11 protein-coding genes are annotated in these 12,591 nt (G+C 73.4%); 9 read left to right on the forward strand and 2 right to left on the reverse strand.

Annotation, left to right across the window (positions count from 1 at the left end):
- Positions 1–291: 291 nt before the first annotated feature.
- Positions 292–1,617 (reverse strand): S1 family peptidase, encoded by a 1,326-nt coding sequence (locus ACGFYH_RS12770; RefSeq protein ID WP_393803150.1) that lies wholly within the window; start codon positions 1,615–1,617, stop codon positions 292–294.
- A 582-nt stretch (positions 1,618–2,199) separates the two neighbouring features.
- On the opposite strand from ACGFYH_RS12770, the gene ACGFYH_RS12775 reads away from it, so the two are divergent.
- The 9 genes from ACGFYH_RS12775 to ACGFYH_RS12815 all read left to right on the forward strand — a co-directional run bounded on the left by ACGFYH_RS12775 (position 2,200) and on the right by ACGFYH_RS12815 (position 11,751).
- Positions 2,200–2,415 carry a type A2 lantipeptide gene (locus tag ACGFYH_RS12775; RefSeq protein WP_393803151.1) on the forward strand — a complete coding sequence of 72 codons (216 nt, stop codon included), beginning with the start codon at positions 2,200–2,202 and terminating at the stop codon, positions 2,413–2,415.
- Positions 2,416–2,535: 120 nt separating this feature from the next.
- Complete coding sequence (locus tag ACGFYH_RS12780) at positions 2,536–3,342, forward strand: HlyD family efflux transporter periplasmic adaptor subunit (RefSeq protein WP_393803152.1); 807 nt, start codon at positions 2,536–2,538, stop codon at positions 3,340–3,342.
- Positions 3,339–5,561, forward strand: coding sequence for an NHLP family bacteriocin export ABC transporter peptidase/permease/ATPase subunit (locus ACGFYH_RS12785; protein ID WP_393803153.1), 2,223 nt, complete (start codon positions 3,339–3,341; stop codon positions 5,559–5,561). The genes ACGFYH_RS12780 and ACGFYH_RS12785 overlap by 4 nt, the downstream gene beginning before the upstream one ends.
- Before the next feature lies 1 nt (position 5,562).
- On the forward strand, positions 5,563–8,415 hold the full coding sequence (locus ACGFYH_RS12790) for an NHLP bacteriocin export ABC transporter permease/ATPase subunit (RefSeq protein WP_393803154.1): 2,853 nt from the start codon (positions 5,563–5,565) through the stop codon (positions 8,413–8,415).
- A gap of 108 nt (positions 8,416–8,523) precedes the next feature.
- Positions 8,524–9,534, forward strand: a complete 1,011-nt coding sequence (locus ACGFYH_RS12795) for a Ppx/GppA family phosphatase (protein WP_393803155.1) — start codon at positions 8,524–8,526, stop codon at positions 9,532–9,534.
- A gap of 42 nt (positions 9,535–9,576) precedes the next feature.
- Entirely contained in the window at positions 9,577–9,756 is a 180-nt protein-coding gene (locus ACGFYH_RS12800) for a hypothetical protein (RefSeq protein ID WP_393803156.1), read from the forward strand.
- Between the two features lie 56 nt (positions 9,757–9,812).
- On the forward strand, positions 9,813–10,847 hold the full coding sequence (locus tag ACGFYH_RS12805) for an iron-containing redox enzyme family protein (RefSeq protein WP_393803157.1): 1,035 nt from the start codon (positions 9,813–9,815) through the stop codon (positions 10,845–10,847).
- 30 nt (positions 10,848–10,877) lie between these two features.
- On the forward strand, positions 10,878–11,522 hold the full coding sequence (locus ACGFYH_RS12810; protein WP_393803158.1) for a HemK2/MTQ2 family protein methyltransferase: 645 nt from the start codon (positions 10,878–10,880) through the stop codon (positions 11,520–11,522).
- Positions 11,503–11,751: a CDGSH iron-sulfur domain-containing protein gene (locus ACGFYH_RS12815; protein WP_393803159.1), complete on the forward strand. Its 249-nt coding sequence runs from the start codon at positions 11,503–11,505 to the stop codon at positions 11,749–11,751. Before ACGFYH_RS12810 ends, ACGFYH_RS12815 begins: the two co-directional genes overlap by 20 nt.
- 236 nt (positions 11,752–11,987) lie before the next feature.
- Here the strand turns inward: ACGFYH_RS12815 and ACGFYH_RS12820 are convergent, their stop codons facing one another.
- Entirely contained in the window at positions 11,988–12,422 is a 435-nt protein-coding gene (locus ACGFYH_RS12820) for a protease inhibitor (RefSeq protein WP_393803160.1), read from the reverse strand.
- Positions 12,423–12,591: the final 169 nt, after the last annotated feature.

Raw genomic sequence — 12,591 nt, forward strand, 5'->3', positions numbered from 1 at the left:
AGGGGGCTGCCCGTGCGGTGCGGCCCGCACAGGTGCGCGGGGCCGGTCGGCGTGCCCGGTCCTCCGGTGGCGGTCTCCCGCCGGACGACCGGACGACCGGAAGGCCGGACGACCGGACGACCGGAAAGCCGGAAGGCCGGAAGGCGGAAGGCCGGAAGGCGGAAGGCCTGATGCCAGGAGGGCCGGACACCGGCCACCCCGCACCACCCGCACGCCACCTCACGCCGACGGGCCGCCGGCCGGTCCCGTCGCAGGACCGGCCGGCGCCCGGGGGACCGTCCCGTCAGCCCGTCAGCCCGTCAGCCCCGAGCCGTCCCCGCCGTCGAAGCCCGTACCGTCACCGCCACCGATACCGGAGCCGTCCCCGTCCCCGCCGTCGACGCCCGTACCGTCACCCGCGTCACCCGTCCCGGGGCCGTCACCCGCGGCACCGGCGCCCGCGTTCTCTCCGCCGGCCTGCTCACCGCCCGCCTGGTCGCCCGCGCCCCCGGCCCCGTCACCGCCGAGGGTGGCACCGACCGCCTCCAGGGCGGTGGTGACCGGCTGGAAGAAGGTCTCGCCGCCGACCGTGCAGTCGCCGCTGCCCCCGGAGGTCAGACCGATCGCGAGGCCGTCCCGCGTGAACAGGGAACCGCCGCTGTCGCCCGGCTCGGCACAGACGTCGGTCTGTATGAGACCGGTGACCGTGCCCTCGGGGTAGTTGACGGTGGCGTCCAGGCCCAGGACCTGACCGTCGGCCAGTCCGGTCGTGCTGCCCATGCGGAAGACCTGCTGCCCGACCGTCGCCTCGGCGGCCTGGCTGATCGGGAGCGTCTGGTCGCCGAGGTCGACCTCGCTGGGGGCCTCGGTCGCCGGGTCGTCGTACTTGACGAGCGCGAAGTCGCCGTCGCCGGGGAAGACCGCCTGGTCGACGGTGGCGATGGGCTGCCCGCCCTGCGCGTCGGACCACTGCTCGGCCGCGACCCCGCAGTGACCGGCCGTCAGGAAGGCGGGCGAGCCGTCGCCCGCGGTGACGTTGAAGCCGAGGGAACAGCGCGCGCCGCCGCCGAAGACGGCGTCGCCGCCCGACACGAAGGTCTTGAAGGTGCCGGTGGACTTCCTGACGGTCGCCATGCCGGAGCCGAGGCCCTCGACGGTGGACTCCAACTGCTCCCACCTGTCGCCGGTGACGGTGCTGTCGGCGGTCACCAGGATCTTGTTGGCGCGCGGGTCGATCGCCCACGAAGTGCCCGGGATGCTCGCCTCGGACTTCAGGGTCCGGGCGCCGCTCCTGAGCCGGCCCATGCTGTTGTCGACCTCGCGGACGTCCGCGCCCGCCTTCTTCGCCTGGACGACGACCTGGTCGTTGTCGCCGGGGACGACGTTGACGACGAGCTGCCGCGCGTCGGCGTCGTAGTACGAGCCGGCGAAGGTGTCGCCGAGCAGGCCGGCGAGCCGGGAGGCGAGGTCCGACGCGTCCGCCGCCTTGAGGGTCCTGGGTGCCGCCGCGACGTCGTCGGAGGATCCGCCGTCCTGCGAGGCGTTGGCGTTCGGCAGCAGGACGGCGGCCGCGCCGAGTGCCACCACGCCGCCCGCCGCCATCGCGGCCCTGCGCTTCGGAATTCGCTTGTGACTCAACCTGCTCGACCTCCTGGGACCGGGGGTCCGTGCCCGCCGGTCCGGCAGCTGTTGGGGGCGCCTGGACGGCTGTTGGTACGCACGGGCCGGGCGGGGTGTTCAGACGGGCCGCCGGGTCACGCCGGACCGGCACCCTCCGCGTTCGCCCGGGTACGCGCTGTTCGGGTCGCGGAGCGGAATGACCGATTCAGCGAATCTGCACATCGAATGCTCGACCCGGTCACCCTCGTTGAGGTATCTGCACAACCCCGGGGCGGCCCGTACGCCTTTGGGGCCGGAGTGTCCCAATCCCCTCCGTACGGGCAAGGGGCCGCACGAGCCGATGTGGCCCGCCGTGTGAAGAAGTGGCCGCGAAGACGTGCGCGCTCCTGCACGGTTGGGCGCCCGGGCGTCGCAAGTGCGCTGGTGGGAGGGCTGGTTGATTGGAAGCCCGGACCGGCCGCGTGCTTTGATCCATCGCACCGCGGGGGCCGCGGAGGGCTCCTGAGACGGATGCCCGGCGCCCGCGGCCGCGGCCGTCATCTGTCCCCAGAGGGGGCCGCTCCCCCCTTGTGAAATCGCTATACGAAGGGAAGTTCCATCATGAACTCCACCCCCCAGGTCGAGACCGTCGAAATCTCCGACGCCGACCTCGACAACGTCTCCGGTGGCCTGAGCGTGAACGCCGTCGGCACCGTCACCGGCCTGGTGGACGGTATCGCCCCGGTCTCCGGCGTGGTCAACACGGCCGTCGGCACCGTCGAGGGTGTCACCGGCCTGAACACCGCCCCGGTCACGGGCCTGGTCGCCGGTCTCTGATCGCGCCCCTGTGCCGCCGAGTCCCGGAGCCATCCAGGCTTCGGGGCTTTTCGGCCGTTCCGCTCGGCCCTCCGACTCTTCTCACCAGGCTTCTCCAGGAATCACCGGGGTACGTCCGACGTGCAGTTCCGCCAGCAGGCTCTCGCAAAACTCCAGTCACCGGAGGAGCTCGATCTTCCGGTGCGCTTCGCCCGTCCGCAGGGCTGGCTGGTGCTGTCCGTGACCGTGGTCGCGATGGCCGCCGCGTCCGTCTGGGCGGTGGGCGGCTCGGTGACCTCCACGGTCGCCGCACCCGCCATCCTCACCCACGGGCAGGGCAGTTACCTCCTGCAGAGTCCCGTCTCGGGGCAGGTCACCGCGGTTCTCGCGCGCCCGGGGCAGCGGCTGGCCGCCGACGCCCCGGTGCTGAAGGTCCGCACCGCCGAGGGCGAGACCGTGGTCCGCGCGGTCGACGCCGGCCGGGTCAGCGCGCTCGCGGCCACCGTCGGGCAGATCATCCGGACCGGCGCGAACGTCGCCTCGGTGGAGAAGGTCGCCCACGCCGACGATCCGCTCTACGCCACCGTCTACGTGCCCGCCGGGAACGCCGCGGCCATCCCCGCGCACGCCTCCGTCGACCTGACCGTCCAGTCGGTGCCGCCGCAGCAGTACGGCGTCCTGCACGGGAAGGTGAAGTCCGTGGACCGCTCGGCCCAGTCGGCGCAGACGATCGCCGCGTTCCTCGGGGACAGCCGGCTCGGCGAGCAGTTCACCGAGGACGGCAGGCCGGTGGCCGTGACGGTGCGGCTGGCCGCCTCGAAGTCCACGAAGAGCGGCTACGCGTGGTCGTCGGCGGACGGGCCGCCGTTCGAACTGACCTCCATGACCCTGGCCTCGGGCTCGATCCGGCTGGCCGACCAGCGCCCCGTCGACTGGCTGCTGCCGTGAGCACCGCACAGGAGACCCGGGGCAGACGCCGTGCCGCCCCGCCCCGGCGCAGCGTCCCCGAGAGCCGTGCGAAGACCGTCCGTACGCCGACCGTGCTCCAGATGGAGGCGGTGGAGTGCGGCGCCGCCTCCCTCGCGATGGTGCTGGGCCACTACGGCCGCCACGTTCCGCTGGAGGAACTGCGCATCGCCTGCGGCGTCTCCCGCGACGGGTCGCGCGCCGGCAACCTGCTGAAGGCGGCGCGCGGTTACGGATTGACCGCCAAGGGCATGCAGATGGACCTGGCCGCCCTCGCCGGGGTGACGGCACCGGCCATCCTCTTCTGGGAGTTCAACCACTACGTCGTCTACGACGGCATGGGCCGCCGGTTCGGGCGGCGCGGGGTGTTCGTCAACGACCCCGGCAAGGGTCGCCGCTTCGTGTCGCTGGAGGATTTCGACAGTTCCTTCACCGGGGTCGTGCTGACCATGGAGCCCGGCGAGGGCTTCAGCCGGGGCGGCCGCAAACCGGGTGTGCTGGGCGCGATGCCGGCCCGGCTGCGCGGCACCGCCGGAACGCTGCCCGCCGCCGTGCTGGCGAGCCTGCTGCTGGTCGCGGTCGGCGCGGCGGTGCCCGCGCTCAGCCGCACCTACATCGACACGTACCTGATCGGGGGCCAGACCTCACTGCTCGGTGTGGTGTTCGCGTCGATGGGGGCCTGCGTGCTGCTCACGGTGGTGCTCACCTGGCTGCAGCAGGCCAACCTGCTGCACGGCCGCATCATCTCCTCGACCCTCTCCAGCGCCCGCTTCCTGCGGCACCTGCTGCGGTTGCCGGTGACCTTCTTCTCCCAGCGCAGCCCCGCCGACCTCGTACAGCGGCTCCAGTCCAACGACGCCGTCGCCGAGACGCTGGCCCGCGACCTCGCCGCGGCGGGCGTGGACGCGATCGTGGTCGTCCTGTACGCCGTGCTGCTGTACACGTACGACCCCCAGCTCACCTTCGTCGGTATCGGCGTGGCGCTGCTCAACATCTGCGCGATGCGGGTCGTGATCCGGCTGCGCGCGACCCGGACGGCGAAGCTGCGGGCGGACACGGCGCGGCTGACCAACACCGCGTACACCGGCCTCCAGCTGATCGAGACGATGAAGGCGACCGGCGGCGAGGACGGCTACTTCCGCAAGTGGGCCGGCCAGCACGCCACCACGCTGGAGGAGCAGCAGCGGCTCGGGGTGCCGAGTGCGTGGCTGGGGGTGGTCGCGCCGACTCTCGCGACGCTGAACAGCGCGTTGATCCTGTGGATCGGCGGTATGCGCGCGGTCGAGGGCCACATCTCGGTCGGTCTGCTGGTCGCCTTCCAGGCGCTGGTGGTCCGCTTCACGGCCCCGCTGACGCGCCTGAACGGCGTCGCGGGCCGCATCCAGGACTTCGCCGCCGACGTGGCCCGGCTGAAGGACGTGGAGAACTTCCGGGCGGACCCGCTCCACGACCGTCCCGGCGGCGCCGACTCCACACGCCGGCTGCGCGGCCACGTCGAACTGCAGAACGTCTCCTTCGGCTACAACCCGCTCGACAAGCCGCTGCTCACCGGCTTCGACCTGACCGTCGGGCCGGGGCAGCAGGTGGCCCTGGTGGGCGGTTCGGGCAGCGGCAAGTCGACGGTGTCGCGGCTGATCTCGGGCCTGTACGCGCCCTGGGGCGGCGTGATCCGCATCGACGGGCGGCGTCTCGACGACATCCCGCGCGGTGCGCTGGCGTCGTCCGTCTCCTTCGTCGACCAGGACGTGTTCCTGTTCGACGGTTCGGTGCGCGACAACGTGGCGCTGTGGGACCCGTCGATTCCCGACGACGCCGTGGTGAACGCGCTCAAGGACGCCGCACTGTACGACGTGGTGACGCGCAGGCCGGGCGGCATCCACAGCCCGGTCGAGCAGGACGGCCGCAACTTCTCCGGCGGGCAGCGCCAGCGCCTGGAGATCGCGCGGGCCCTGGTGCGCCGCCCCAGCATCCTGGTGCTGGACGAGGTGACCAGCGCGCTGGACGCGGAGACCGAACTGGTGGTCATGGACAACCTGCGCCGGCGCGGCTGTGCCTGCGTGGTGATCGCACACCGGCTCAGCACCGTGCGGGACAGCGACGAGATCGTCGTCCTGGAGCACGGCACGGTCGTGGAGCGCGGACGGCACGAGGAGCTGGTGGCGCGCGGTGGCGCGTACGCGGCGCTGGTCGGGGAGCGGTGAGGTGAGAGCCGTGCACGAAGAACACGGCGACCTCGTCCTGGGGGCGCTCGGCTCGCTGGGCACGCGCGTCGACCGCGCCGGACCCAACCGGCTCGACCTGGAGGGGCCGCAGGTGCTGTGGCTGGTGGCGTCCGGCGCGGTGGACCTGTTCGCGGTCGACGCCGGGGAACAGGGCCACTGGCACCACCTGGGCCGGCTGGAGGCGGGCTCCGTGCTGCTCGGGCCGGTCGCCGGGCCGCGGCACACGCTGGTGGCGCGACCGCTGCGGGACTGCGTGGTGCACCGCATCGGGCTGCGCGAGCTGTACCAGCCCGCGGGCACGCAGACATGGTCGTACGACGCGTACGGCCAGCCGCAGTACGTGCCGCCGACGACGAGTCCGCTGGAGTACGCCCTCGCCCTCGGCGTGGGCCGCGGCCTGACCGTCCTGTTCCAGGCGCCGATGGCAACGGAACGCGCCCCGGCGCACGGGGGTCCCCCCACGCGAGCGCATTCGGGCGTGGGGGACGACGACGTGTTCTGGATGCAGGTCCCGCCGGGCAGCGTGCAGTACGGGGCGGTGTACGGCGAGGAGGCGGCCGCCGATCTGCTGATGGACCCGGCGCTGTGGCGGAGCATGGTCGACCAGCAGTACCGGCTGCTGACCACCCTGGACCGGTGGATCGAGCAGCTGGAGCGCACCCACGAGACGCGTACCGCGGCCGGCATCAGGGCGGGCGAGGCGGTGCGCGCCCAGGCCGACCGGACGCTGCTGGCCGCCATCGGCAGGCGGTCGGCGCACACCACGGCCGCCGACGCCGACGCCACGTACGCGGCGTGCCGGCTGGTCGCCCGCGCCGCCGGGATCCGGCTCGCCGAGCCCACCCGGAACGGAACGGAGAGCGACCGGCTGGACCCGGTGGAGCGCATCGCGCTCGCCTCGCGCGTGCGCACCAGGTCCGTGCGGCTGGACGAGCGCTGGTGGCGGGACGACGTCGGCCCGCTGGTCGGGCACCGGTCCCTGTCGGGTGCTCCGGTGGCGTTGCTGTGGCGGCGCGGCGGCTATGTGGCCGTGCATCCGGCGACCGGTCGTGAGACGCCGGTGGAGAAGGCGAACGCCGGGGAGTTCGAACCGCGCGCGGTGATGTTCTACCGCCCGTTGCCGGAGCGCCGGCTCGGTCCGCTGGGGCTGCTGCGGTTCTGTCTGACGGGCACGCGCGGGGACCTGACCGGTCTGCTGCTCGCCGGTCTGGTGACGGTGGCGATCGGCGCGCTGGTGCCGGTCGCGACGGGCAAGGTGCTGGGCGAGTTCGTGCCGAAGGCGCAGACCGGGCTGATCGTGCGGGTGTGTCTCGCGGTGATGTTGAGCAGCGTCGTCGCCGCGGCCTTCATGCTGTTGCAGAACCTCACCATCCTGCGCCTCGAGGGCCGGATCGAGGCGACGCTCCAGCCGGCCGTGTGGGACCGGCTGCTGCGGCTGCCTACCCAGTTCTTCACCGAGCGTTCCACCGGCGAGCTGGCGAGCGCGGCCATGGGCATCAGCGCGATCCGCAGACTGCTGGCGGGGGTCGGTCCGACGGTGGCCCAGTCGGTGACCGTCGGGACGGTGAACCTGGGGCTGCTGCTCTGGTTCAGCGTGCCGATGGCGCTCGCGGCGGTCGGCATGCTGGTGGTCGTGGCCGGCGTGTTCCTGGGGCTCGGGCTGTGGCAGGCGCGCTGGCAGCGACGACTGGTCAAGCTCACGAACAAGCTGAACAACCAGGCCTTCCAGACCCTGCGCGGGCTGCCCAAGCTGCGGGTCGCGGCGGCCGAGAACTACGCGTACGCGGCCTGGGCGGGGCAGTTCGCGCGCAGCCGTGAGCTCCAGCAGCGGGCCGGGCGTGTCAAGAACCTCAACGCGGTGCTCGGCGCGGTGTACCTGCCGTTGTGCACGCTGCTGATGTTCATGCTGCTGGCCGGTCCGGCGCGGGATTCGATGTCGGCGGCGGAGTTCCTCGCCTTCAACGCCTCGGTGACGATGCTGCTGACCTCCGTCACCCAGCTGACCGGCGCATTCGTCTCGGGGGTGGCGGCGCTGCCGCTGTTCGAGGAGATCAGGCCGGTGCTGGACGCCGCGCCCGAGGTGCGCGCGGCGAGCACCCGGCCGGGGCCGCTGTCGGGGGCGATCGAGGCGCGGCGGCTGTCGTTCCGGTACACCGACGACGGACCGCTGGTCCTGGACGACGTGTCGTTCGAGGTGCGGCCGGGTGAGTTCGTGGCGGTCGTCGGTCCCAGCGGCTGCGGCAAGTCGACGCTGCTGAGGCTGCTGATCGGCTTCGACCGCCCGCTGTCGGGCAGTGTCCTGTACGACGGCCAGGATCTGGCCGCGCTCGACCGGTCGGCGGTGCGCCGGCAGTGCGGGGTGGTGCTCCAGCACGCCCAGCCGTTCACCGGCTCGATCCTGGACGTCATCTGCGGCACCGAGCCGTACACGCCCGAGGAGGTGATGGCGGCGGCCGGGATGGCGGGGCTCGCGGAGGACATCAAGCGCATGCCGATGGGCCTGCACACCATCGTGTCGGGCAGCGGGGCGGTCTCCGGGGGCCAGCGGCAGCGGCTGATGATCGCCCAGGCGCTGATCCGCCGGCCGCGCGTCCTCTTCTTCGACGAGGCGACCAGCGCCCTGGACAACGAGACGCAGCGCACGGTCATCGAGTCCACCAAGGCGCTCAACGCCACCCGCGTCGTGATCGCGCACCGCCTGTCCACGGTGCTGGACGCCGACCGCGTGATCGTGATGGAGGGCGGCAAGGTCGCCGAGCAGGGGCCGCCGGGGCATTTGCTGGCGGACACCGGCGGCAGGCTGCACGAGCTGGTGCGGCGGCAGCTGGCCTGACCGGCACCGGCACCGGCACCGGCACGGCGGCCCGGCTCGTGGCCTTCCGCGTTCCGGCCCCGCCGCCGATTCCGTTGGACCGGCGCGTATGTGGGTACCTGGGCCTTCATGCGTATCAGCGTGGTGGATGTGGGGTCGAACACGGTCCGGCTCGTGGTGGCGGACGCCGAGGGCGGGGTCCCGCTGCCGGTGCACACCGCGAAATGGCGGCTGCGGCTGTCGGAGCAGGTCAAGCCGGGCGACCCGGTCCCCGAGGAGGCCGTGGAGCGGCTCGCGGCGGCGGTGGCCGACGCGAGCGCGACCGCGGACCGCTGGGGAGCGCCGGGACCGCTTTCCTTCGCGACCGCCGTGGTGCGCGCCGCGCCGAACCGGCAGGAGGTGCTGCGCACCGTCCACGCCCGCACCGGCGTGCCGCTGTGCACCCTGCCGGGCGAGGTGGAGGCGGAACTGACGTTCCTCGGGGCCCGGCGCTGGATGGGCTGGCGGGCCGGACCGCTCGCCCTGCTCGACATAGGCGGCGGCTCGCTGGAGGTCGCCTTCGGCCGCGGCCGGCTGCCCGGCTTCGTGGCCTCGCTGCCGCTGGGGGCGGCCCGGCTGACCCACGAGTTCCTGGCGGGCGGCCAGGACCCGGCGACGCCGGACCAGATCCGGGCGCTGCGCCGCAAGGTCCGCCATCAGCTGCGGGACGCCGCGGCCCGGATCCGCTGGGAGGGTCCGCGCACCGCCGTGGCCACCTCACGGACCTTCCAGCAGCTGGGGCGGCTGTGCGGGGCCTCGCCCGGTCGGCACGGGCCCTTCATGGAGCGGCGGATGCTCTGCTCGGACCTGGGGGACGCGGCCGGCCGGCTGGCAGCCCTGTCCGCCGCCGAGCGGGCCCGGCTCCCCGGCATCTCGGCACCGCGCGCGGCACAGAGCCTGGCAGGCGCCGTCGTCGGGCACACCGCGATGAAGCTGACAGGTCTCGAGTCGGTCACGCTCTGTCCCTGGGCGATCCGCGAGGGCATCCTGCTGCGCCACATCGAGGAGGGCCCGTCCTGGTGGGCCGAGGTCGTCCGCCGCAGCGACGAGGCCGTGACCCCGCCGCCGGTGCCCCTGCGCCTGGCGTCCACGTCGCACTGACCGTACGCACGGTACGAACCGTACGAGGAGAAGGAGAACCACGTGTCCCACGAGGGCGACCACGACCACAAGCAGCCCGAGACGGCCATCGAGGAGGTGCTGCGCGAGATCGAGGAGGCCAGGCCCCGCGACGCGGAGTCCGGGCAGGGCGAGCACCGGGGCGAGGCGGGCGACGCCACCTCGCCGAACACCGGCGCCCAGCAGGACGTCGAGGGAGAGTGACGCGGTCGCGCCCCGCGGGCGGGGGTGCCCGGGCGGTGTCCGGGTACCCGCGGCCCATGGAGTACGACCGCGAAGGACCACAGCTGCCGGCGGCCCGGGGACCTGTCTCCGGGGCCGTCGGCTCGTACCTGCTCGGGACGGGACCACTGCCCGGCCCCGGGACCGTGGCGGCCGCGCCGGTGTACGGCGACGACCTGCAGCTCGCCCTGTACCAGTGCTACGAGCTGCACTACCGGGGGTTCGCGGGCGTCTCCCCCGAGCTCGAGTGGGACCCCGGCCTGCTGGGCACCCGGGCCGCGCTGGAGCGGCGCTTCCTTTCCGCGCTGCGGGCCGGCACCCGGGTGCACGACAGCGTGGAGGACGCGGTCGGGGCGCTGCTCGTCGAGCCCGTGCACGGCGAGGGCGTCAGCCACTTCCTGCGGGACGAGGGCGAGTTGTGGCAACTGCGCGAGTACGCGGCCCAGCGTTCCCTGTACCACCTCAAGGAGGCCGACCCGCACGCGTGGGTGCTGCCGCGGCTCTGGGGCCGCGCGAAGGCGGCGATGGCGGCGGTCGAGTTCGACGAGTACGGCGGCGGCCGCGCCGACCGGGTGCACGCGCGCCTGTTCGCCGATCTGATGACGGACCTCGGCCTGGACACGGCCTACGGGCGCCATCTCGACGCGGCCTCGGCGGAGTGCCTGGCCACGGTGAACATGATGTCCCTGTTCGGCCTGCACCGGGCCCTGCGCGGCGCTCTGGTGGGTCATTTCGCGGCGGTGGAGATCACCTCGTCGCCCGGTTCCCGGCGGCTCGCCGAGGCGATGCGCCGCACCGGTGCCGGATCGGCCGCCGAGCACTTCTACGACGAGCACGTCGAGGCCGACGCGGTGCACGAGCAGATCGTGCGGCACGAGGTGATCGACGGTCTGCTGGAGCAGGAGCCGGGGCTCGCGGCGGACGTCGTCTTCGGCATCGACGCCACCGGGCACCTCGAAGACCGCTTCGGCGCCCGGTTGCTCGCCGACTGGCGGGCGGGACGGTCGTCCCTACGCATACCGCTGCCGGCCTCCGCCCCGCGCCCGGCTTCCGAAATTTCCCATATTTCGTGACGGCCGGGGTACGTGGGTTCCGTGAATTTCATGGTGCTACCGGGCGTCTACGCCCCTCAGGAGGACACCGCCCTGCTGGCCGGGGCGCTGTCCGACGAGCCGCTTCCCCCGGACGCGGCCGTACTCGACGTGGGCACCGGCACGGGCGCCCTCGCTCTGATGGCCGCGCTGCGAGGCGGCCGGGTGACCGCGGTGGACGTGTCGTGGCGCGCGGTGTGTGCGGCGCGGCTCAACGCCGCCCGGGCCGGGGTGCGGATCCGTGTCCGGCACGGCAACCTCTTCACGCCCGTACGCGGTGAGTCGTTCGACCTGGTGCTGGCGAATCCCCCGTACGTGCCGGCTCCGGCCGGCGGCCGGAGGCCGCGTGGTGCCGCCCGGGCCTGGGACGCGGGCCACGACGGCCGTATGGTCCTGGACCGGATCTGCCGGGAGGTCCCCGGTCTGCTGCGTCCGGGCGGTGTGGTGCTGCTCGTGCAGTCGGCGCTCAGTGACCCCGAGAGGACCGTCACGCTGCTGCGCGAGGCGGGTCTGAAGGCCGCGGTGACCCGGCGGCAGCGGATCGGGTTCGGTCCCGTGGTGCGCGGCCGGGAGCGCTGGCTGCGGCAGCGGGGGCTGTTGTCCCTGGCCGAGCAGGAGGAGGAGTTGGTGGTCGTCCGTGCCGAACTCCCCGTCTGAGACGCCGCGCCCGACGATCCCCCCGCGCCGCGTCAAGGTCCAGCGGCGGGGGCCCCTGCTGGTGGAGGGCCCGGTGGAGGTGGAACTGGAGGACGGGACGACGGTGTCCTCCGACCGCTTCCGGGTAGCGCTGTGCACGTGCCGTCGCAGCCGGCGATACCCCTGGTGCGACACCAGCCACCGTGCCAGGACGCCCCCGGGCGGCGACGGGCCGCCCGCGAAGGACTGACCCCTCTGCCCCCGTTGGGCCCCTGCCCCCTGGTCAAGGACTTGGCCCCTGCCCTCCTGGTCAAGGACTGGCCCCCGCGCCCTCGGCCTCCTGCCCCCCCTGGTCCTGGAGGACGGCGGACGGCCCCACTCCGTCCGCCGCCCCCGGTGCGGGACCGCGGGCCTCGTACGGCGGCGCTCGCACTCCCCAGTAACGAGTCGCCGGTCACACCGCACGGGCCGTACGGTCCCGGTCCCTCAGAACGTGAAGACGCTCGCGCTGCCCGCGTTCTTCACGCACTCGTTGGCGAAGGTGCGTTCGTAGGAGAGGCGCCGGCCCTGCCAGACCCCGTCCACGGTGACGACCACGGGGGCGTACTCCCGGGTGCACATCACCGAGTCCTCGGCCGCCAGGGCGCCGGGATCGCCGCCCGCGCCGCGCAGTTCGGCACAGGCGGCCGCGGCGGCGGGGTGGGTTCCGGAGGCCGTCGGGGCGCAGGTCAGGGTGACCGCGCGCAGGGGTGCGGCGGTGGCAGCGCTCTCTCCGTGCCCCACGGTCAGCACCAGGGCCGAGGGGGCGTAGAGCGACGCGGGGGCGGCGGCCGGGGAGGCGAGAGAGGCCCCGGCGAGGGGCCCGCAGACGGCGGTGGCCGTCAGGCCCAGAGTCGCTGCCCAGCGCGCGGTGTTCCGCATTGTGTGCATCCTTCCGCTCGTTTCGAGGGTGGTGCCGGCCCGGCTCGGTCGGTGCCGGAACGGCGAGCGCGAGTCTGCCGAGTCCGGCACCGAAACTCATCTCGACCCCCCGGATTTCGATAACCTTGCGTATTGAATCAGTGGCGTGAAGTCACGGAATTCGAACGTT

The organism is Streptomyces sp. NPDC048392 (assembly GCF_043200575.1).
In the GTDB taxonomy this organism is placed as follows: Bacteria; Actinomycetota; Actinomycetes; order Streptomycetales; family Streptomycetaceae; genus Streptomyces.